The following is a 20900-nucleotide window of genomic DNA, read 5'->3' on the forward strand; positions in this document are numbered from 1 at the left end:
CAACTGTCCCGGCGTTGGGGAAAAAAACCCGTTCCATAACCACATCCCGGTGCGGCCGCGCACCTCACCCGGGGCTGCACCTCTTTTTTGCTGTCTGGGAGAAGTGTGAATTCTCCTGTGTTTCAGTGCTTTGCAAAACTACCGAATCGAGCTGGGTGTCGGTTGGTCCAAATCCCTCAGGAGTTGGCGACTTTGGGGAGCGGGCTGTCGAGGTGATCCGCGGCTACCAGACGGCCGTCGAGGAACGAGAGCACCCAAGTGCTCGCCTTACGGTTGCGCGCCGAGGGCAGTGTTACACCGGCCGTATCAGCCCACCAGCGCATTAAATCGGGGATGACGCCTCCTTGGCTGCAGATTGCGGGAGTGCCCTCCAGCGCGGCGATCTGCAGCGCACGCGCCCTGGCGGCGTCGGGATCGGCCTCGTAACCTTCTTCGGTCAGAAGAGGTTCCGTCGAAATCTCTACACCCAATGCCTCCGCCAATGGCATCACAGTGTCGATGCAGCGCGTACGGTCAGCCGCGAAAACCGAATCGGCTCCGAAGATTTTCAGCTGTTCGACCAAGGCGGCGGATTGCTCTTTGCCCTTGGCGTCGAGTGGACGCAGATTGTCGTCGCCCTTGTATCGCTTACGGCTTCCAGCTTTTGCGTGGCGGACGAGTAATACCGTTTTCGTGTCAGGCCGAAGGGAAACGAAGCGGCGAAGAATCATTCGATCCATCGGGTAGGAAAGATGATCGGCTACCTCGGTGACCGGAAGCCAATAGAGAACATCCACTTCGCTATTCGGCCCGAAATCTCCGTCCACTGCTTCGGCCGACCAGTATTCGACCCGTTTGAGTTTGCGATGTCCCGGGATCGGGTACGTCACGCCACCGAGGTGCCTTCCGAAACGTCCGGTGATCGAGGTCTCTTCGCGGACCTCGCGAACTGCTGCGGTCAAGAAGGTCTCGCCGGGATCGAGCTTTCCTTTGGGGAATGACCAGTCGTCGTACTTCGGTCGATGTACGACGGCGATCTCGATGGCGGAAGGATCCTGAGGAGCCTTCCGCCACAGAACCGCGCCTGCGGCAAAGATGTTGGCTTTGACCGGCTTGTCGCTCATTGTGTGATCCGAGCCCGTCAAGACCCGCTGGCGGTGCGGCTGCGCATCAACGACTGTTGATGCTCACGTACGTCCTCACCGCGTTCGGGGGCAGCGACCCAACTCCCGTCCGGATGCAGTACCCAGCAGCGAGTTCGGGGATCGAGCGCGGAGTCGAAGATGTCACCGAGTTGCTTCGACAGTTTCGGGTCCTTGACCTGCACCATGACCTCGACGCGGCGATCGAGGTTGCGGTGCATCATGTCTGCGCTGCCGATCCAGAATTCGTCGGCCGAGCGGAAATGGAACATTCGCGAGTGTTCGAGGAAGCGTCCGAGAATGGAACGTACTTCGATGTTTTCGCTGAGGCCGGGAACGCCCGGCTTGAGCGCGCAGATTCCGCGAACCACGATCTCGACGGGGATACCGGCCTTGGACGCGCGGTACAACGCGTCGATGACCTGCTCGTCGACCAATGCGTTGGCCTTCAAGCGGATACCGGCATCGCGGCCTGCGAGCTTGTGCGCGATCTCGTTGTCGATCCGCTCGATGATCCCGCGGCGAACCCCGTACGGCGCTACGAGAAGGTTGCGGTAGCTCGTCTTTCGGGAGTATCCGGTCAGCGAGTTGAAGAGGTCGGTGAGGTCTGCACCGATCTCCGGTGCTGCGGTGAGCAATCCGACGTCCTCGTACATGCGCGCGGTCTTCGGGTTGTAGTTGCCCGTGCCGATGTGGCAGTAACGACGAATGGTCGAGCCCTCTCGTCTGACGACGAGGCACGTCTTGCAGTGAGTCTTGAGACCGACGAGACCGTAGACGACGTGAACGCCGGCCTGCTCGAGTTTGCGTGCCCACTTGATGTTGGCCTGCTCGTCGAAGCGGGCCTTGATCTCCACCAGCGCGACAACCTGCTTGCCCGCTTCGGCGGCGTCGATCAGTGCATTGACGATGGGGGAGTCGCCGGAAGTGCGGTACAGGGTCTGCTTGATCGCGAGCACCTGCGGGTCGGCGGCGGCCTGTTCGATGAAGCGTTGAACGCTTGTGGAAAACGAGTCGTATGGGTGGTGGACGAGCACGTCGCCTTCGCGCAGGGTCGAGAACACGCTCTTCGGAGTCTCGCGTTCACCGAACGCCGGATGCGTCGCCGGGACGAACGGAGCGTCTTTGAGAGCGGGGCGGTCGACGGCGTAAACCTGCCAGAGGCAGGACAAGTCGAGGAGACCGGAAACCTCGATCACGTCGGCCGGATCGACGTCGAGTTCACGCAGAAGCAGTTCGAGCATGTGCTCGGTCATGTCGTCGGCAACTTCGAGGCGAACGGGTGAACCGAAACGACGACGCGCCAATTCACGTTCGAGTGCCTGCAGCAGATCCTCGTCCCGATCTTCTTCGACCTCGAAATCGGCGTTGCGTGTGATTCGGAAAGCGTGATGTTCGACGATTTCCATTCCGGGGAACAGCACGTCCAGATGAGCCGAAATCAGTTCTTCCATCGGGAGGAAAGAATCGATGGTGGACGAAGATGTCGTGCTCTTGACTCGCACGAACCGCCCGACGTTGTCGGGAACCTTGACGCGAGCGAAGTGTTCGCCGCGGGTGACGGAGTCCTTCACTGTCACGGCGAGGTTGAGGCTCAGTCCGCTGATGTAGGGGAACGGGTGGGCGTGATCGACTGCCAACGGCGTCAGTACCGGGAAGACCTGCTCGTGGAAATGCGCCGAGAGCCGGCCGTGATCGTCGGCACTGAGGTCGGCCCATCGAACGATTGAAATGCCTTCTGCCGCCAGGGCAGGGCGGACCGAGTCGAGAAACACGTGTGCGTGCTTGTCGGCGAGTTCCTGGGTGCGACGCGCGATGAGCGCCAATTGTTCGCGTGGGGAGAGGCCGTCGGCGGACCTGACCGACAGTCCCGTCTCGTCGCGGCGCTTGAGTCCGGCGACCCGGACCATGAAAAATTCGTCGAGATTGGAAGCGAAGATGGCGAGGAACTTTGCGCGTTCGAGCAACGGCAGTGACTCGTCGGCGGCCAATGCGAGAACACGGGCATTGAAATCGAGCCAGCTGAGTTCGCGGTTGAGGTAACGATCCTCGGGAAGTCCGACGAGCAATTCGGGTAGCTCTGCCTTGGTAGCTGCAGGGGGAGCGCCCGGGATGTTGGTGGCGACCGCGACGGCCTGAGATCGCGGCGAGGTGGCCGCGCCGTTCTCGTGCCGGCCGGAGCTGTGGTCTCCGTCCGACTGGTCTTCGGAAATACGGTTTTCGAGTGCTTCGCCATTGCTCACTCGTCGATCATCCCCCACAATCGCGCGGTCCGACAATCGATGAAAGAAAATTCATCGACTGTTCGACGGCGTGGCCTTGAGTCTGGTCAACGAAGCCGATGTCGCGGGGCCTACTCCCAGTGCTCGCACAGTGCCGAGATCGGCATGGGTGTCGACGTCGGTGCGCAGTCCCGGCCATTGGCCGTTGAGTGGACGAGCACCTGAATTGGCATGTCCAAGTGCGGATTCCGGCCCGAACCGAGGGTCGAGCGCGCTTTCGCCGCACGCAAACAATGCGGAAGTGCCGGTGCCGTGGTGATCGACGACGACTGAACGTCCGCCGCTTCGGGCCGCGGCCACGGCCTCCGTCAGTTCGCTCGGTTGCATGGCGGGCAAGTCGGCTTGCAGCACAACGAGGTCGACCACTCCGCGCTTGGCTCGGATATCGGCGGCCGCTGCACTCAACGCCGCGTTGAGGGTTTCCTCCGTGCGCGGTGTTGCGCCGTTGGTTCGGGCGCCGTCGGGAGCTGGATCGGCGTAGACCGTCACGCCGACGGAATATGCAAGGGCGGCAACGGTGGGGTCCGGGGTGACCACTGTGACGCTGTCGATGGCCGAGACGGCTGCAACTGTGGCGAGGGTGTCGTGAAGCATGGCCAACACGAGGTCTGCACGCGCGTCCGAGTCGAGTTCGCCCGCGAGGCGGGACTTGGCCGATCTCAAGGACTTGACGGCCACTATCGCATGCATGGGGCGTTCGATCTCCGTGCGCGCATGCGGTGTCTCCACGGCGTGTGGGTACGGGGGTTCCGCGCTGTCCATCCCTCGATCTTGCCAGTCATCACGCTCGGTGTCCGCGGCTGCCCACCGCAGTGCACCACAGGCGATACTCTGTGCAGACGATTTTTCTGGCGGCGACCCGCTTCGCCGGGTAGACGGGGTGAGCGTGTGAGTAAGGCAGCTGTATTGGGCGCAGGTTCGTGGGGAACGGCGTTGGCGAAGGTGATGGCCGAGGCCGGAACCGACGTGACGATGTGGGCCAGGCGTGAAGAGGTCGCGAAGCGCATCGACACCACGCACGAGAACAGCGACTATCTGCCAGGCATTGCTTTGCCTTCGTCGATTCGCGCGACCCACCACCACGAGGAGGCGATGGCAGGTGCTGACTTCATCGTGCTGGCGGTTCCCTCGCAGTCGCTACGAGCAAACCTGGAGCAGTGGAAAGGCTCGATCGGGCCCGATGCGACTCTGCTGAGTCTGGCCAAGGGAATCGAGACCGGGACGCTCATGCGGATGAGCCAGGTCATCGTGTCGGTGACCGGCGTGGAACCGGGGCGCGTCGCGGTGCTCTCGGGCCCGAATCTTGCACACGAGATCGCCGGCGGGCAGCCCGCGGCGACGGTGATCGCCTGTTCGGATTCCTCGCGTGCCCTCGCTCTCCAGGATGCTTGTGCTACGGGCTATTTCAGGCCGTACACCAACTCCGACGTCATCGGATGCGAGATCGGTGGTGCGTGTAAGAACGTGATCGCGCTGGCCTGCGGCATGGCCGCCGGCAGTGGATTCGGCGACAACACGGTTGCCAGCATCATCACCCGTGGGCTCGCCGAGACGATTCGTCTCGGCGTTGCGCTCGGCGCCAAGGCGTCGACTCTTGCAGGCTTGGCGGGCGTCGGTGACCTGGTAGCGACCTGCACGTCCGAGTTGTCGCGAAACCGGACGTTCGGAGAGCGGCTCGGACGAGGCGGGTCGATGGAGTCGGCACAGAAGGCAACCAACGGTCAGGTCGCCGAGGGCGTGAAGTCGTGCACGTCGGTACGCGCACTCGCTGCCGGATACGACGTGGAGATGCCGTTGACCGACGCGGTCCACCGGGTGTGCCACGAAGGCATGGCCGTCAGCGATGCGATCGGTCAGTTGCTCGGACGCCGGACGAAGCCGGAATGAGTGAAATCGGTGTGGGTCGCTTCGAGGATTACGGGGATTCGACGCGCAGCGTGAGCGCCGTCGCGCGCGAACACGCCGCGGGTCAGCCCATGCAACTGGGCCCGATATTCGCTGCGCCGTACCAACTTTCGGCGGACGAAGGTTCCGAGTCCGATACCTATGCACGTGCATCGAACCCGGGTTGGCGCGGACTCGAATCCGCGCTCGCGGCGCTCGAGAGAGCGGACCACGCCCTCGTCATGGGATCGGGGATGTCCGCGATCACCGCTACCTTGCGCAGCGTCCTCGTCGCGGGGGATACCGTCGTCGTGCCCTCGGACGGGTACTACCAAGTGCGGTTGTACGCGAACGAGCGCCTCGCGCCGTTGGGAATCACCGTTCGCGAGGTTTCGACTCTGCAGATGGGCGACGCGAGCTTCGTAGATCTGCTCGACGCGTCACCGGGCCGCGTGGTCGTCGTCGCCGAGACGCCGTCCAACCCGGTGCTGGACGTGGTCGACCTTCGCGTGCTCGCCGACGCGTGCCACCGTTCGGGTGCGCTGCTGATCGTCGACAACACGACCGCGACACCGCTGGGTCAGCGCCCGCTCGAATTGGGTGCCGACGTCGTGGTGGCCAGCGGTACCAAGGCTCTCAGCGGGCACAGTGACCTCCTGATGGGTTACGTCGCCACCTCCGATGCGGCAGTGAGTCGGCGAATCGAGCGTGAGCGACTTCTCTCGGGAACGGTGCTCGGCCCCTTCGAGACGTGGCTTGCGCACCGGAGCCTCGGCACGGCAGGCCTGCGATTCGGGCGTCAGTGCGACAACGCGCTGGCGCTTGCCGAGATGTTGGTAAATCACAAAGCAGTCCGGTCCGTTCGTTACCCCGGCCTTCGCGGTGACCCGTCCTATGCAACGGCATCCGGTCAGATGAATCGATTTGGCGGATTGGTGAGCGTCGAGTTGGATTCGGCTCAGGCCTTCCACTCGTTCGTCGAAGCGAGCGCTCTCGTCACGGCTGCTACCAGCTTCGGCGGGATCCACACGACGGCGGATCGCCGTGCGCGCTGGGGCGATCCGGTCAGTGCGGGGTTTGTCCGAATCGCTTGTGGCATCGAGGACACCGCCGATCTCCTGGCCGACATCGAGCGCGCACTCGACGCGTAAACGGGCCGGGTCGACGAAATCGGTCCGGCCCGATCGCGTGCCGCAGTCGATTCGGCGGTACGGTTTGACGCGTGAACAGCAGCCGTACCCGCGTGGCCGTGATCTTCGGTGGCCGGAGCAATGAGCATTCAGTGTCCTGTGTTTCCGCCGGAAGCGTCCTGAGCAACCTCGACCCCGATCGGTACGACGTCGTACCGATCGGCATCACCGTCGACGGTTCCTGGGTGCTCGGTTCGAGCGACCCCAGTTCCCTCGCGATCAGCGGGCGCGCGCTGCCGTCGGTCGACAAAGACGGAACGTCGGTGGTCCTCAGCGCGGACCCCACCCGCGAGGGCGAGGTCATCTCCTTCGACGGCTCCGACGCCGGTGCTGTGCTCGCGTCGGTCGACGTCGTGTTCCCCGTTCTTCATGGGGCTTACGGCGAAGACGGCACGATTCAGGGTCTGCTCGAACTTGCCGGGGTTCCGTACGTCGGACCCGGAGTTCTGGCCAGCGCCGCCGGCATGGACAAAGAGTTCACGAAGAAGCTTCTTGCTGCTGAAGGACTTCCCGTTGGAGTGCAGGTCGTGCTTCGGCCGGGAACCGCAACGCTGACCGAAGAGCAGAAGGCGGAATTGGGCCTTCCGGTTTTCGTCAAGCCCGCTCGTGGAGGCTCGTCCATCGGCATCACTCGGGTGAGCAATTGGGACGGTCTGGACGGGGCGATCGCTCATGCACGCCTGCATGACCCCAAGGTGATCGTCGAAGGCGCGATCATCGGCCGCGAGGTGGAATGCGGCGTCCTCGAATTCCCGAACGGCGACGTCAAGGCGAGTGTGGTCGCCGAGATCCGGATGCCGGATTCCGACGCCGATTCGGACGCGTTCTACGACTTCGACACCAAGTACCTCGACGACGTCTGTGAATTCGACATCCCCGCGAAACTCGACGAGTCGGTGAGCGACCAGATTAGGGAGCTTGCTGTCCGCGCGTTCAAGGCACTCGATTGCCAGGGACTCTCGCGGGTCGATTTCTTCGTCACGGCTGACGGCCCGGTGATCAACGAGATCAACACGATGCCCGGGTTCACTTCCATCTCGATGTACCCGAAGATGTGGAACGCCACCGGAATCGATTACCGCACTTTGATTTCGACTCTGGTCGACACCGCCGTCGCTCGCGGCACCGGCCTTCGCTGATCAGGGAACCGCGACCGGCGCCGGGTCGAGAGGCTTCTGTTCGAGAGTCGCCGTGATGGTGTCGGAGATTTCCTGAATCGGCGTCGGACCGGTCCCGTCGGGGATCGTGATACCGACGTATTCACCGCGGTCTACGGCAAACCAAGTGCTCGCCGCCAAACCGATGTCGGTTCCCGAGACCTGGAACCACTGGACTCCGTTCACGACCTGTAGTGCTGCAGCCTGGTCGAACTCGGACGGACGGTCGAGTCCGCAGCGCAAGACGATCGGCTCTCCTTCGCTGCGCTGCCACGCTGCCGCACCGGCCGGAGCAGGTTCTACCAATTCGGCTTTCGTGAAGTCGTCGATCTTGTCGGGGAGCGCGCCGAGAAGGGAAACGCAGGCCGGCGACTCCGCTGCCGGTGCCGGTACGGGTCCCAATGCAACCGGCGAGAGTTCAGGGTTGTTTCCCGCGACGACGGCCGCGATCACTACTCCGACGATCAGGGCTACCGGGAGTGCGATGGCGGTGGCGATCAGCGCCGGACTGCGGCGCTCTGACGGATCGTCGTCGCCGTCGGGGTCGATGTCGGCGTTGTCTGCGGTGGAGGTGTTTTCTGCCATGCTCAGTTCTTCGCTCGGGTCCTGGTCCAGTCGATCAGCGGTCTTGTCACTTCTGAGAGCATGTCGGTGAATCGGTAGGATTGCCGACACACGCGTGAGCTTGCAGAAGCATTCACGACCACAGCTAGAAGGTACCGCAGGCCGCTTACGAGCGAATTGCGTCGGCATTGGAGAGACTCATCGCATCATCGGAGTTCACTGCATCATCAGAGTTCACTGCGTCATCGGAGTTCGGGTCGGAGCCCACTGTCGAGCAGGTGGGGGAGTTCGACGTGATCGCGCGATCTCTTCTCGGCCGAATCCAACCGGTCACCACTGAATTGGGGCCGGGTGACGATGCCGCCATCGTGACTTCCGGAGACGGCCGTGTGGTTGTCTCGTCCGACATGTTGGTCGAAGGTCGACATTTCCGAATGGATTGGTCTTCACCACGCGACATCGGCCGGAAGGCAGTGGCACAGAACGCTGCTGATGTGGTCTCGATGGGAGCGCGGCCGACGGCCTTCACGGTGTCTCTGGGGTGCCCGCCTTCGACACCCGTCGACGTGGTCGACGCAATCTCCGCGGGAATCTGGGACGCGGCAACCGATCTGGGTGCCGGTGTGGTCGGCGGTGACCTGGTCCAGTCACCGGTGATCGTGGTGTCGGTGACCGTGCTCGGCGATCTCGGTGGCCGTGCGGCAGTTCTGCGTTCGGGAGCAAAGATCGGTGACAAGATCGCGGTCGCCGGGTTGTTCGGTTGCTCGGCAGCAGGGTTGGCACTACTGCTCGACGAAGCCGTACTGCTCGACAAGCCCGCAAACTTTCCAGATTTGCTTGCCTCCCATCGCGTTCCGAATCCTCCGTATCAATCGGCATGGGACGCCGTAGAATCAGCACATTCCATGACGGACGTGTCCGACGGATTGATCGCGGATCTTCGACATCTCGCAGAGGCCTCGCACGCGCGGTTCGACATCTTCTCGGCTGCGGTTCCGACCTCACCCGATGTCGCATCGGCGGCCGAGGCGCTCGACGTCGATCCGCTGGACTGGATCCTCTCCGGTGGTGAAGATCACGGATTCGCAGCAACTTTCGGGCCTGAGCTCGAGATTCCGTCGGGTTGGATCGTGATCGGTGAGGTTGCCGCCGGTTCGGGCGTGAGCGTCGACGGTTCGCTTCGCGAGAGCGGCGGGGGCTGGCACAGCTTTTCGACCACCGGTACCACCGCGGTATAGGTTGCTTTCATGGCTGTATACGCACTTGGAGACAGAGTTCCGGACATTCATCCGGACGCATACGTCCACCCGGACGCGGTGGTGATCGGCGCCGTGACTCTCGCAGCGGGTACCTCGATCTGGCCGCAAGCGGTATTGCGTGGTGACTACGGAACCATTTCGGTGGGAATCGGATCGAACATCCAGGACGGAACCGTCATCCATTGCACCGCCGTCGATGCGACTGTCATCGGTTCCGGTTGCGTCGTGGGCCACAACGCGCACATCGAGGGATCGACCGTCGAGGACCATTGCCTGATCGCGTCGGGGTCAGTTGTTCTCAACGGAACGGTGATCGGGACGGGGTCGATCGTCGCCGCTGGTGCGGTGGTGGCCAACAAGATGCAGGTTCCGCCGCGCAGCATGGCACTCGGTGTCCCCGCCAAGGTCCGTGCGGGATACGAGGTTCCGCTCGGTCACCTCGACGGCAACGTCAAGATGTACGCAGCCAATGCGGCGTACTACCGCGACGCGTTGCGCAGGCTCGACTGATGGCGCCGCTTGCAGAGATCGTCGACCCAGGGTGGGCGCGAGCACTCGAACCGGTGTCGGAGCAGATCACCGCGATGGGTAAGTTCTTGCGCGAAGAGATCGCTGCGGGACGGGAGTACCTGCCGGCGGGGGTGAAGGTCTTGCGTGCGTTCACGAACCCTTTCGAGGACGTTCGAGTGCTCATCGTCGGTCAGGACCCTTATCCGACGCCCGGTCACGCTGTCGGGTTGAGCTTTTCGGTTGCACCGGACGTGCGGCCGGTTCCGCGAAGTCTCGGTAATATCTACAAGGAGTATCACCAGGATCTCGGGTTGCCGATACCGCCGAACGGCGATCTGACGCCGTGGTCGAAACAAGGTGTGCTGCTTCTCAATCGCGTACTCACCGTGCAGCCGGGTCAAGCCGCTTCTCATCGTAAGAAGGGCTGGGAGCCGGTGACCGAGCAGGCTATCCGCGCTTTGGTGGCGCGGTCGTCACCGATGGTGGCGATCTTGTGGGGTCGTGACGCGGCCACTCTCGCGCCGATGCTGGGCGACACACCGATCATCGAATCAGCGCACCCGTCACCGCTTTCGGCTTCGCGCGGGTTCTTCGGTTCGCGCCCGTTCAGTCGTGCGAACGAACTCTTGACCGGACTCGGAGCTGACCCGGTGGACTGGAATCTGGGCTGATCGAACGGTGTCTGCACGAACCGGCCTGCCGAACGTCGAGTCGCGACGTTCGGCACGGCAGTTCGACTAGGCCTGCTTTGCGGAAGTGAAATCGGGCCGACGCTTGTCGACGAACGCGTCGACGCCCTCGCGTCCGATCGGGCTGTTCGCTGCGATGGCGATGGACGCGGCTTCGGCGTCGAGTTGCTCGGCGAGCGAGTTCGTCCGCGACGAACGCAGCAGTGCTTTGATTCCCGAGTACGACGTACTCGGTCCGTTGGCCAGAGCGCGGGCGAGGCGAGCTGCCTCTTCTTGGACCTCGTCGTCACCGACGAGTCGGGTGAGGATCCCCAGGCGGACGGCTTCGTCGCCACCGATCACCGAATCGTTGAGAAGAATCTCGCGAGCGCGTGCCACGCCGACGATGCGTGGAAGCGTCCACGACATTCCGCCGTCCGGGGTGAAACCGATGGAGGGGTACGCGGGGCGAAGCTTGGTGCCGGTGCCGCCGATTGCGACGTCGGCGAGGCAGACCAGGCTCATTCCGGCGCCGGCAGCCCATCCGTGGACCCCGGCCACCACTGGAGCGGTCGCAGCGTCGAGCGCGCGAACGAACACGTGGAAGACGCGGGCAACCTCGGCGACGTACTCGCCGCGGTCAGGGGCTGCGGCGAACGCACGGACGTTGCCGCCGGCACAGAAGTTTGCGCCTTCGCCGACCAGAAGGATGCTCCCGATGTCGTTTCCGACTGTCTCGAGCGCCTGCGCGCCCTGAACCAGTCCTTCGTCGTCGAGGGAGGTGCCGTTGGCGGCGGTGGAAATGGTGATGCGGAGTACGCCCTCGTCGAGGGTCACTTTGCTCAGGTCATCGATGGAAGTCACTCAACGCACATTACGGGTGTCCGACAGCCATACGAAACACGGGGACACATAGATACAGCCACATAGATATAGATACAGCTCTGCCCCCGTCACCGAAGTGACGGGGGCAGAGCCTGCAATAGTTTGTGCTCGGGCAATCAGCCCCGAGCGACCTTGCCTGCCTTCAGGCAGGAGGTGCACACGTTGACCTTACGGGTGTTACCCGGGGCAACCTCGGTACGAACAGACTGAATGTTCGGGTTCCAGCGACGATTGGTACGCCGGTGCGAGTGCGAGACCGACTTACCGAAGCCGGGCCCCTTGGCGCATACGTCGCAGACGGCAGCCATAGTCGCGAACTCCTTGTTAGAAATGAATATTGAAGTGGTTACCCTACACGGTAGGGCAGCCAGAATTACAATCCGAATATACTCGACTTCGAACTGATCCTTGACCGCTCACTGTGCAGCCGAACGTGAAAACAGTCAATCAGCAACAAACAAAGTGCAGCATTATTTCGTGTAGCCCGTTCGAGGCAACCGTGTAAGAGTAACCGCTTCCGGCCCGAATGGCCAAACCGCCCGGTAATGACGGTTGCGCAGAAGCGTCGGACTACCCTCGACTGCACCGATCACCGATCTCTTTTTCATCGTCAGTCTTTCCATCGTCGAGGGGAACCGTCAGTGGGGGAAGTGCAACGCGTCGCCGAAGAAGCGGAATCCGTCGCGGACGGACATCTGCTGCGGCGCTGGGCCCGCCGGGCGGTCGACAGCCTCCAGAAACGTCGCGGTGAGATCAACAACCTCAACGTCTTTCCCATCCCTGATTCGGATACCGGCACCAATCTGCTGTTCACGATGCGGGCTGCACTCGATTCCGCCGAGACGATCGAGGACGACGTCCGCAGTGCGGGCCGCGTCGCCAACGCTCTGGCTCGAGGCGCCGTGTCCGGTGCTCGCGGTAATTCCGGAGTGATCCTCTCCCAGGTGATCCGGGGCATCGCCGAGAGCGTTCAAGGTGAGCACATCGACGGCCGTAGCTTCGCGAACTCGCTGACCACGGCGACGACGCTGGCCTCTCGGGCTGTCTCCGATCTGGTGGAAGGCACCATCGTCACGGTATTGCGTGCATCGGGAGAAGCAGCGCAGGAGTGCGTCGACACCAGGACACCGAGCGGCGAGGATCTTGCATCCGTGGTTGCCGCCGCTGCCGACGCCGCTGCGGTCGCACTGAACAAGACGCCGGAGCAACTGGACGTTCTCGCGTCCGCCGGGGTGGTCGATGCCGGGGGATTCGGTCTGGTTCTGATCCTCGACGCCTTTGTCGAGGTGCTGACCGGGAAGCCGCAGGTTCGCGAAGATCTGGGGACGCCGGACCCGAGGTCGAGCGCAGTTGTCGACGTCAGCGCATTCGATCACGATTGGGCTCACAAGAGCCCGATCGAATGTGGTGATCACTCGGAACAGGATTTCGAGGTCATGTACCTCGTCGACGACTCCGACGACGATCGCATGACGGCGCTGCGCACGCGGCTGTCCGTCCTCGGAGATTCGACGGTCATCGTCAGCGACGGTTTCGGCGGCTGGTCGGTGCACGTGCATTGCTGCGATGCCGGTGCAGCCGTGGAAGCCGGCCTCGAGGCCGGGAAGGTGCACGGTATTCGCATCAGCAGTTTTCTCGTCGACGAACGCGACCAGTTGGTGGCACGGGCGGAGAGGCGATTCCCCGGGGCCGGCGCGCGCGGCGTACTGGCCGTCGTTGCCGGTGACAGCGCGGCGGCGTTGTTCGAGAGTGAGGGTGCGACGGTTCTTCGGTGCGACGATGCGCCGGTGACACGCGCACAACTGCTCGGCCGCATTCGTCAGATGGAACGCAGCGAAGTTCTGGTGCTTCCGAACGGAGCTTTGACCGCTCAGGAACTCGTCGCAGTCAGTGCCGCTGCACGCGATCCGCTTCACCAGGTTCTGCTGCTGTCGACGTCGTCGATGGTCCAGGGCCTGGCAGCACTTGCCGTTCACGACCCTCAGCGCAACGTCGCCGACGACGGCTTCACGATGTCCGAGGCGGCGGCCGCCACGCGCTGGGGATCGTTGCGGATCGCGGTCGAGCGTTCGCTGACCTACGTCGGGACATGTGATCCGGGTGACGCGATCGGTCTGATGGGGCACGAGGTGGTGCTCATCGGTCCCGACGTCGCGGAGTCGAGTGCGCGACTGGTCGACCTCGCGCTCGGATCCGGCGGCGAACTCGTGACCCTACTCATGGGCGCCGACGCGCCGGACGACCTGGCCGGGCAGCTCGAGGCGCACGTCGTCGCGCACCACCCGGGCGTCGACGTGCTCGTCTATCAGGGTGATCAGCCGGGTGACCTGTTCCAGTTGGGTGTGGAGTGATCGAACCGGGTCTGTCGGTGACTGCTGATATACGAACACATGTGCTTACCGCGACACTGTGCTGGAGGAACTGATGGCGACGCTCGCCGACCCACTCGATCGGCTGCTGGGAAAGAAGACCGCGGACGCGCTCGACGAGGCATTCGAGATCCTCACCGTCGAGGACCTGCTGCGTCACTACCCACACCGGTACGCGTCGGCAGGCAAGGAACTTGCCGAGAAGGAGCCGCCCGAGGGTGAGCACATCACCATCATCGCGCGTGTGGCGTCGGCCGCCGTCGTGAAGATGAAGAACCGTCCGGGGCAGATGTTGCGAGTATCGCTGGCGACTGATTCGCAGACCGTGGACGTCACGTTCTTCAACCCGCAGAAGGTGCGGCACGTCATCAAGCCCGGCGTTCGGGCGATGTTCTCCGGGACGGTGAAGTACTTCCGCGGCAAGTGGTCTCTCACTCATCCGAGCTACCTGATTCTCCCGGAACCTCGTGTCGGCGAAGAGGATTCGGTAGTTCCGCTTGCGTCCATCAAGGGAGCCGGTGACCTTGCGGGCCTGGCTCGCGCAAATCAGGATCCCGGCGCCGAACTCGATCTGTCCGTCTTCGACCGCGCATTGATCCCGCTGTACCCGGCGACCCGCGAGGTCGAGAGCTGGACCATCATGCGGTGCGTGCGGCAAGTGCTCGACCAACTCGATCCGATCGAGGAGCCGTTGCCCGCCGAGACTCGGGCCGAGCACGGATTCATCGGTTTGGACGAGGCGCTGCGCACCGTTCACCTGCCAGATACCAAGGAAGACATCGAACGAGCACAGGATCGTCTGCGTTTCGACGAGGCGCTGTCTCTGCAGTTGGTCCTCGCGATGCGTCGTCACGACAATTCCGAGCGTGTGGCTCCGGCCTGCGCTCCGGTCGCCGGCGGGATCGCGGACCAGTTCGAGGAGATGCTCCCGTTCACTCTGACGGAGGGACAGCAAGCAGTCGCGGAGGAGATCTCCACCGACCTTGCCCGCCCACACCCGATGAGCCGCCTTCTTCAGGGCGAGGTCGGGTCAGGCAAGACGATCGTGGCTCTGCGCGCGATGCTGCAGGTCGTCGATGCGGGTTATCAGTGCGCGTTGCTCGCACCCACCGAGGTCCTGGCAAATCAGCACGCGCGATCACTGCGCAAGATGATGGGCTCGCTGGCTGCAGGTGGTGAACTCGGTTCTGCCGAACATTCCACCCGTATCGCCCTTCTTACCGGCTCGCTGCCAGTCGCTGCGAAGCGCGCAGCTCTGCTCGAAGCCGTGACCGGCGACGCCGGGATCGTCATCGGTACCCATGCGCTCATTCAGGACAACGTCGAGTTCTTCAACCTCGGCATGGTTGTCGTCGACGAGCAACACCGCTTCGGCGTCGAGCAACGTGATCAGTTGCGATCACGTGCCCGTGAAGGACTGAGTCCGCATCTGCTGGTGATGACGGCAACGCCGATTCCGCGAACCATCGCCATGACCGTGCTCGGCGACCTCGAGGTCTCGACCCTGCGAGAGCTTCCACGTGGGCGAACCCCGATCAAGAGCAGTGTCGTGCCCGCGAAGCAGAAGCCGCAGTGGGTCGATCGCGCATGGGAACGAATCCGTGAGGACGTCGCCTACGGCCGTCAGGCGTATGTCGTGTGCTCGCGGATCGGTGACGGCGAGCAGGGTGCAGGCGAAGATCAGTTCACCGAGGAGAAGCAGCCCGAGACCAAGTCGGCGGTTGACGTCTTCGAAGAGCTGTCGAGTGGTCCGCTGGCCGATCTGCGAGTCGGGTTGCTGCACGGTCGACTGCCTTCCGACGAAAAGGACGTGGTGATGAGCGCGTTCAACGTCGGTGACATCGACGTCCTCGTCTGTACGACCGTTGTCGAAGTCGGTGTCGACGTTCCGAACGCGACGGTGATGGTGATCGTCGACGCCGAGCGGTTCGGCGTCAGTCAGCTCCATCAGTTGCGTGGCCGCGTCGGTCGAGGGAAACACCAGGGACTGTGCATCCTCGTCACCGGAAGCAATCCCGGGGGGCCGGCGTACGAGCGGCTCTCGGCGGTGGCAGCGACCAACGACGGGTTCGAACTGGCTCAACTCGACCTCGCGACCAGACGTGAAGGAGACATTCTCGGTGCGGCGCAGTCGGGCACAACCTCGAATCTGCGGCTGCTTTCCCTCATGGCCCATGGAGACATCCTCGAGTCCGCCAGGGAGTTCGCTCAGGGAATCGTCGACTCCGATCCGTCGCTCGACGGTCATCCCGCCCTCGCTTCCATGGTGACCGCTGCCCTGGACTCCGACCGGATCGAGTACCTCGAGAAGTCGTGAAGGGTATGACGACAAGCTGAAATCGAATAGCACGAGGACCGCCGGGTTGGTTTCTCGATTCAGTCCGAAATATGAGACTCCGCATGTAGACGCAAGATGAAATCGGGGTAGTTTTCTCGAATGTTCTCCAAAGTGCTCGTCGCGAACCGCGGCGAAATTGCGATCCGTGCCTTCCGCGCCGCCTACGAACTAGGTGCCGGAACCGTCGCGGTGTTCCCGTACGAGGATCGGAATTCGATCCACCGTCTCAAGGCAGACGAGAGCTACCAGATCGGGGAGAAGGGTCACCCCGTTCGCGCGTATCTCTCGGTCGAGGAAATCGTCGCCGCCGCCAAGAGCGCCGGAGCCGACGCCATCTACCCCGGTTACGGCTTCCTCTCCGAGAACCCGGACTTGTCGGCGGCGTGTGCCGAGGCAGGCATCAAGTTCGTCGGCCCGTCCGCCGAGATCCTCGAGTTGACCGGAAACAAGGCTCGGGCCATCGCAGCGGCAAAGGCCGCCGGTCTCCCGGTGCTCGCGTCTTCGGAGCCGTCAGCGGACATCGACGAGTTGCTCGCAGCCGCCGAGGACATGACCTTCCCGCTCTTCGTCAAGGCTGTCGCAGGCGGCGGTGGGCGCGGAATGCGCCGTGTTGCGGAGCGCTCACAACTCAAGGAATCGATCGAAGCCGCAGCGCGCGAAGCGGAATCGGCCTTCGGCGATTCGACGGTCTTCCTCGAGCAGGCCGTCATCGACCCCCGGCACATCGAAGTGCAGATCCTCGCCGACGAGCAGGGCAACGTCATCCACCTCTTCGAGCGTGACTGCTCGCTGCAACGTCGCCACCAGAAGGTGATCGAGCTCGCTCCGGCGCCCAATCTCTCCGAAGAGTTGCGCGCCAAGATCTGTGCCGACGCCGTCGCCTTCGCGAAGGAGATCGGATACACGTGCGCGGGCACCGTCGAGTTCCTTCTCGACAAGCGCGGCAACCACGTCTTCATCGAGATGAACCCGCGAATTCAGGTCGAGCACACCGTCACCGAAGAAGTGACGGACGTGGACCTGGTCCAGTCGCAGCTCAAGATCGCGTCCGGTTCGACGCTTGCAGACCTTGGTCTGTCACAGGAGACGATCAAGCTTCGCGGCGCGGCGCTGCAGTGCCGCATCACGACCGAGGATCCGGCAAACGGATTCCGCCCGGACACCGGCCGTATCACCGCGTACCGCACCCCGGGCGGAGCCGGTATCCGCTTGGACGGTGGCGCCACACTCGGCGCCGAGGTCGGAGCGTACTTCGATTCCATGCTGGTCAAACTCACTTGTCGCGGTCGCGACCTCGAAGCCGCTGTGGCGAGAGCTCGCCGCGCGGTCACCGAGTTCCGCATTCGTGGTGTCTCGACCAACATTCCGTTCCTGCAGGCGGTTCTCGACGACCCGGACTTCCGGGCGGGACGCGTGACAACCTCCTTCATCGAGGAACGTCCTCAGCTGCTGACTCTGCGTTCTTCGGCAGACCGCGGCACGAAGATCCTGACCTACCTCGCGGATGTGACTGTCAACAAGCCGCACGGGGAGCGTCCCTCGGCGGTGTACCCGCAGGACAAGCTGCCCAAGATCGATCTTTCGACACCCCCTCCTGCCGGTAGCCGTCAGCGCCTCCTCGAACTCGGACCCGAAGGTTTCGCGAAGGCACTGCGTGAGCAGAAGGCAGTCGGCGTCACCGACACCACCTTCCGTGACGCGCACCAGTCGTTGTTGGCCACGCGAGTTCGAACCAGCGGACTGCTCGGAGTAGCGGGGCACGTTGCGCGGTTGACGCCGGAACTGCTCTCGATCGAAGCCTGGGGCGGCGCGACCTACGATGTGGGACTTCGCTTCCTGCACGAGGATCCGTGGTACCGGCTTGCCGCACTGCGCGAGGCGATTCCCAACATCTGCCTCCAGATGCTTCTTCGCGGTCGAAACACGGTGGGCTACACGCCGTATCCCGAAAAGGTCACGCGCGCATTCGTTCAGGAAGCCACCGACACCGGCATCGACATCTTCCGAATCTTCGACGCGCTCAACAACGTCGACCAGATGCGCCCTGCCATCGACGCGGTGCGTGAGACCGGAACGGCTCTCGCCGAGGTGGCGTTGAGCTACACCGGCGATCTGTCGGATCCGAACGAAACGCTGTACACGCTCGACTACTACCTGAAGTTGGCAGAAGAGATCGTCGATGCGGGCGCTCACGTGCTCGCGATCAAGGACATGGCGGGCCTGCTGCGCGCTCCGGCGGCCACCAAGCTCGTGACGGCGCTACGCAGCAACTTCGATCTTCCGGTTCACGTCCACACGCATGACACCCCCGGTGGACAGTTGGCCACGTATTTCGCCGCGTGGCAGGCGGGCGCCGACGCAGTCGACGGTGCTTCGGCGGCACTGGCCGGAACCACCAGTCAGCCTGCGCTCTCGGCCATCGTTGCCGCCGCTGCGCACTCCGAGTTCGACACCGGGCTGAACCTGCAGAACGTGTGCGACCTCGAACCGTACTGGGAGGCGCTGCGAAAGGTGTACGCGCCGTTCGAATCCGGACTGCCGGCGCCGACGGGACGTGTGTACACGCACGAGATTCCGGGCGGCCAGCTCTCCAATCTCCGGACCCAGGCCGTTGCTCTCGGTCTCGGCGACCGGTTCGAAGAGGTCGAAGCCAAGTACGCCGACGCGGACCGCATGCTCGGGCATCTCGTGAAGGTGACGCCGTCGTCGAAGGTCGTCGGCGACCTCGCCCTCCACCTTGTCGGCGCCGGCGTGCCTTCGGAGGAGTTTGCCGCAGATCCGGCGAAGTTCGACATTCCCGACTCCGTGGTGGGCTTCCTGCGCGGTGAACTCGGTACGCCTCCCGGTGGTTGGCCGGAACCGTTCCGCAGCAAGGCACTCGAAGGACGTGGCCAGGCCAAGCCCGAAGCGACGTTGTCCGCTGAGGACGAGGTGCTGCTCGAGGGCTCGTCGAAGGACCGTCAGGCGACGCTGAATCGTCTGCTGTTCCCCGGCCCGACAAAGGAATTCCTCGAACACCGCGAGAAGTACGGTGACACGTCGCGGCTTTCGGCGAACCAGTTCTTCTACGGTTTGCGGCGCGGCGACGAACACCGCGTCGAGTTGGCTCCCGGCGTTGAGCTGATCATCGGTCTCGAAGCGATCTCCGAGCCCGACGAGCGCGGCTACCGCACTGTCATGTGCATCCTGAACGGTCAATTGCGCCCGGTCTCGATCCGCGATCGCTCCATTGCCAGTGACGTACCGGTGGCGGAGAAGGCCGACAAGAACAACCCGGGCCACGTGGCGGCACCGTTCGCGGGCGTCGTGACGCTCGCGGTGAAGGAAGGCCAGAAGATCGAGGCCGGCGACACCGTGGCCACGATCGAAGCAATGAAGATGGAAGCGGCGATCACCTCGCCGCGCGCCGGCGTCGTCTCTCGGATCGCGATCAGCGCCGTCCAACAGGTCGAGGGCGGAGACCTGCTGGTAGTCGTCTCGACGGGGGAGAGCGCCGCAGAGTGACACGCATCATCTCGGGACTCGCGGGCGGTCGACGCCTGCGAGTCCCGCCGAGCGGCACCCGTCCGACGTCGGATCGGGTTCGTGAGGCGCTGTTCAGTGCTCTCGAAGCGCGCATCGATCTCGAAGGGTGCGCGGTTCTCGACCTCTTTGCGGGTTCGGGTGCTCTCGGCCTCGAGGCGCTCTCGCGGGGAGCCGAGCACGTTGTTCTCGTGGAATCGGATGCCAAGGCTGCTGCCGTCATCAAGGCGAACATCGGCACTGTCGCGTTGCCTGGGGCGACGGTTCGCGCCGCTCCGGTTGCGGCCGTGGTCTCGGGTCCGAGCGCGCGTGAATACGACATCGTGATCGCGGACCCACCGTATGCGGTGACCGACGAGGCCGTCGTGTCCATGCTCACCGATCTGCAGGCCAACAAATGGGTGGGGGAGGGCACGATCGTGGTACTCGAACGATCGTCGCGCTCGCCGGAGACCGTGTGGCCTCAGGGCTACGAGCCGATCAAGGCCAAGAACTACGGTGAAGCCCGCATCGAGCTGGCCACCTGCTACGGTCTGGACTCATGACTGGCGCCGTCTGCCCCGGATCCTTCGACCCTGTGACCAACGGTCACCTCGACGTAATCGGAAGAGTTGCTGCGCAATTCGACGAGGTCGTGGTCACCGTGCTGATCAACAAGAGCAAGCGTGGCATGTTCACGATCGACGAGCGGATCGAGATGCTCGAAGACGCGACGAGTCACCTGCCCAACGTTCGCGTCACGTCGTGGCACGGATTGTTGGTCGACTACGCGAAACAAGAAGGCCTCAGCGCGATCGTCAAGGGTCTGCGCGGCGCGAACGACTTCGATTACGAGCTGCAGATGGCTCAGATGAATCAGAAGCTCACGGGCGTCGACACACTGTTCGTCGCCACGAATCCGACGTACAGCTACCTGTCGAGTTCTCTGGTGAAGGAAGTCGCGACTTTCGGCGGCGACGTCTCCGACATGTTGCCGGCCAAAGTGCATTCTCGGCTACTCGCACGTATCGCCGAGCGAGCAGCCGAAAACAGCTGATCCCCGACACACCGACCACGACGACACCCCGTTGGCCGTTCTTCCGGCAAACTTGGACAGGAACGGGCACAGGTCCGAGTGGACCGGTGACGATGTGGGCCGATTTCGGCCGGTA

General features: G+C 63.4%; 17 protein-coding genes. 11 read left to right on the forward strand and 6 right to left on the reverse strand.

The window, feature by feature from the left end:
* Positions 1 to 176 precede the first annotated feature (176 nt).
* The 3 genes from QM609_RS26100 to cofC are packed head-to-tail and all read right to left on the reverse strand — an operon-like array spanning position 177 to position 4165.
* Positions 177 to 1103 (reverse strand): bifunctional NUDIX hydrolase/histidine phosphatase family protein, encoded by a 927-nt coding sequence (locus QM609_RS26100; RefSeq protein ID WP_050656649.1) that lies wholly within the window; start codon positions 1101 to 1103, stop codon positions 177 to 179.
* A gap of 17 nt (positions 1104 to 1120) precedes the next feature.
* A complete protein-coding gene (locus tag QM609_RS26105; protein ID WP_003942685.1) occupies positions 1121 to 3364 on the reverse strand; it encodes an RNA degradosome polyphosphate kinase in 2244 nt (747 codons plus the stop codon).
* A 51-nt stretch (positions 3365 to 3415) separates the two neighbouring features.
* Positions 3416 to 4165 (reverse strand): 2-phospho-L-lactate guanylyltransferase, encoded by a 750-nt coding sequence (cofC, locus tag QM609_RS26110; protein ID WP_080552786.1) that lies wholly within the window; start codon positions 4163 to 4165, stop codon positions 3416 to 3418.
* Between the two features lie 126 nt (positions 4166 to 4291).
* Here cofC and QM609_RS26115 point away from each other — a divergent pair, with 126 nt between their 5' ends.
* The 3 genes from QM609_RS26115 to QM609_RS26125 all read left to right on the forward strand — a co-directional run bounded on the left by QM609_RS26115 (position 4292) and on the right by QM609_RS26125 (position 7616).
* Positions 4292 to 5290, forward strand: coding sequence for an NAD(P)H-dependent glycerol-3-phosphate dehydrogenase (locus tag QM609_RS26115; protein WP_030535420.1), 999 nt, complete (start codon positions 4292 to 4294; stop codon positions 5288 to 5290).
* Positions 5287 to 6438 carry a cystathionine gamma-lyase gene (locus QM609_RS26120; RefSeq protein ID WP_050656648.1) on the forward strand — a complete coding sequence of 384 codons (1152 nt, stop codon included), beginning with the start codon at positions 5287 to 5289 and terminating at the stop codon, positions 6436 to 6438. The genes QM609_RS26115 and QM609_RS26120 overlap by 4 nt, the downstream gene beginning before the upstream one ends.
* Positions 6439 to 6509: 71 nt before the next feature.
* The gene (locus tag QM609_RS26125; RefSeq protein WP_042450837.1) at positions 6510 to 7616 is read left to right on the forward strand and encodes a D-alanine--D-alanine ligase family protein; all 1107 of its coding nucleotides are present in this window, start codon (positions 6510 to 6512) and stop codon (positions 7614 to 7616) included.
* Here the strand turns inward: QM609_RS26125 and QM609_RS26130 are convergent, their stop codons facing one another.
* A complete protein-coding gene (locus QM609_RS26130) occupies positions 7617 to 8309 on the reverse strand; it encodes a DUF3515 domain-containing protein (protein ID WP_081377619.1) in 693 nt (230 codons plus the stop codon). It lies immediately after the preceding gene.
* 77 nt (positions 8310 to 8386) lie between these two features.
* Here QM609_RS26130 and QM609_RS26135 point away from each other — a divergent pair, with 77 nt between their 5' ends.
* The 3 genes from QM609_RS26135 to QM609_RS26145 are packed head-to-tail and all read left to right on the forward strand — an operon-like array spanning position 8387 to position 10638.
* Positions 8387 to 9436 carry a thiamine-phosphate kinase gene (locus QM609_RS26135; RefSeq protein ID WP_179090771.1) on the forward strand — a complete coding sequence of 350 codons (1050 nt, stop codon included), beginning with the start codon at positions 8387 to 8389 and terminating at the stop codon, positions 9434 to 9436.
* A gap of 9 nt (positions 9437 to 9445) precedes the next feature.
* Positions 9446 to 9967 carry a gamma carbonic anhydrase family protein gene (locus QM609_RS26140; protein WP_050656647.1) on the forward strand — a complete coding sequence of 174 codons (522 nt, stop codon included), beginning with the start codon at positions 9446 to 9448 and terminating at the stop codon, positions 9965 to 9967.
* Positions 9967 to 10638 carry a uracil-DNA glycosylase gene (locus QM609_RS26145; protein ID WP_050656646.1) on the forward strand — a complete coding sequence of 224 codons (672 nt, stop codon included), beginning with the start codon at positions 9967 to 9969 and terminating at the stop codon, positions 10636 to 10638. The genes QM609_RS26140 and QM609_RS26145 overlap by 1 nt, the downstream gene beginning before the upstream one ends.
* Positions 10639 to 10704: 66 nt before the next feature.
* Here QM609_RS26145 and QM609_RS26150 read toward each other — a convergent pair whose 3' ends face one another.
* Both QM609_RS26150 and rpmB read right to left on the reverse strand, forming a co-directional pair.
* Complete coding sequence (locus QM609_RS26150; RefSeq protein WP_003942812.1) at positions 10705 to 11499, reverse strand: enoyl-CoA hydratase-related protein; 795 nt, start codon at positions 11497 to 11499, stop codon at positions 10705 to 10707.
* 137 nt (positions 11500 to 11636) lie between these two features.
* Positions 11637 to 11828, reverse strand: coding sequence for a 50S ribosomal protein L28 (gene rpmB, locus QM609_RS26155; protein ID WP_003942669.1), 192 nt, complete (start codon positions 11826 to 11828; stop codon positions 11637 to 11639).
* A 333-nt stretch (positions 11829 to 12161) separates the two neighbouring features.
* On the opposite strand from rpmB, the gene QM609_RS26160 reads away from it, so the two are divergent.
* The 5 genes from QM609_RS26160 (at position 12162) to coaD (ending at position 20785) form a co-directional block, all read left to right on the forward strand.
* Positions 12162 to 13871 carry a DAK2 domain-containing protein gene (locus QM609_RS26160; protein ID WP_050656645.1) on the forward strand — a complete coding sequence of 570 codons (1710 nt, stop codon included), beginning with the start codon at positions 12162 to 12164 and terminating at the stop codon, positions 13869 to 13871.
* Positions 13872 to 13944: 73 nt separating this feature from the next.
* Positions 13945 to 16206 (forward strand): ATP-dependent DNA helicase RecG, encoded by a 2262-nt coding sequence (recG, locus tag QM609_RS26165; protein ID WP_283337600.1) that lies wholly within the window; start codon positions 13945 to 13947, stop codon positions 16204 to 16206.
* Between the two features lie 120 nt (positions 16207 to 16326).
* A complete protein-coding gene (locus QM609_RS26170; protein ID WP_050656644.1) occupies positions 16327 to 19731 on the forward strand; it encodes a pyruvate carboxylase in 3405 nt (1134 codons plus the stop codon).
* Entirely contained in the window at positions 19728 to 20294 is a 567-nt protein-coding gene (rsmD, locus tag QM609_RS26175) for a 16S rRNA (guanine(966)-N(2))-methyltransferase RsmD (protein WP_030535425.1), read from the forward strand. The genes QM609_RS26170 and rsmD overlap by 4 nt, the downstream gene beginning before the upstream one ends.
* On the forward strand, positions 20291 to 20785 hold the full coding sequence (gene coaD / locus QM609_RS26180; protein ID WP_003942776.1) for a pantetheine-phosphate adenylyltransferase: 495 nt from the start codon (positions 20291 to 20293) through the stop codon (positions 20783 to 20785). Before rsmD ends, coaD begins: the two co-directional genes overlap by 4 nt.
* Positions 20786 to 20900: the final 115 nt, after the last annotated feature.

The sequence above is a fragment of the Rhodococcus sp. IEGM 1302 genome, from assembly GCF_030056935.1.
In the GTDB taxonomy this organism is placed as follows: domain Bacteria; phylum Actinomycetota; class Actinomycetes; order Mycobacteriales; family Mycobacteriaceae; genus Rhodococcus_F; species Rhodococcus_F qingshengii.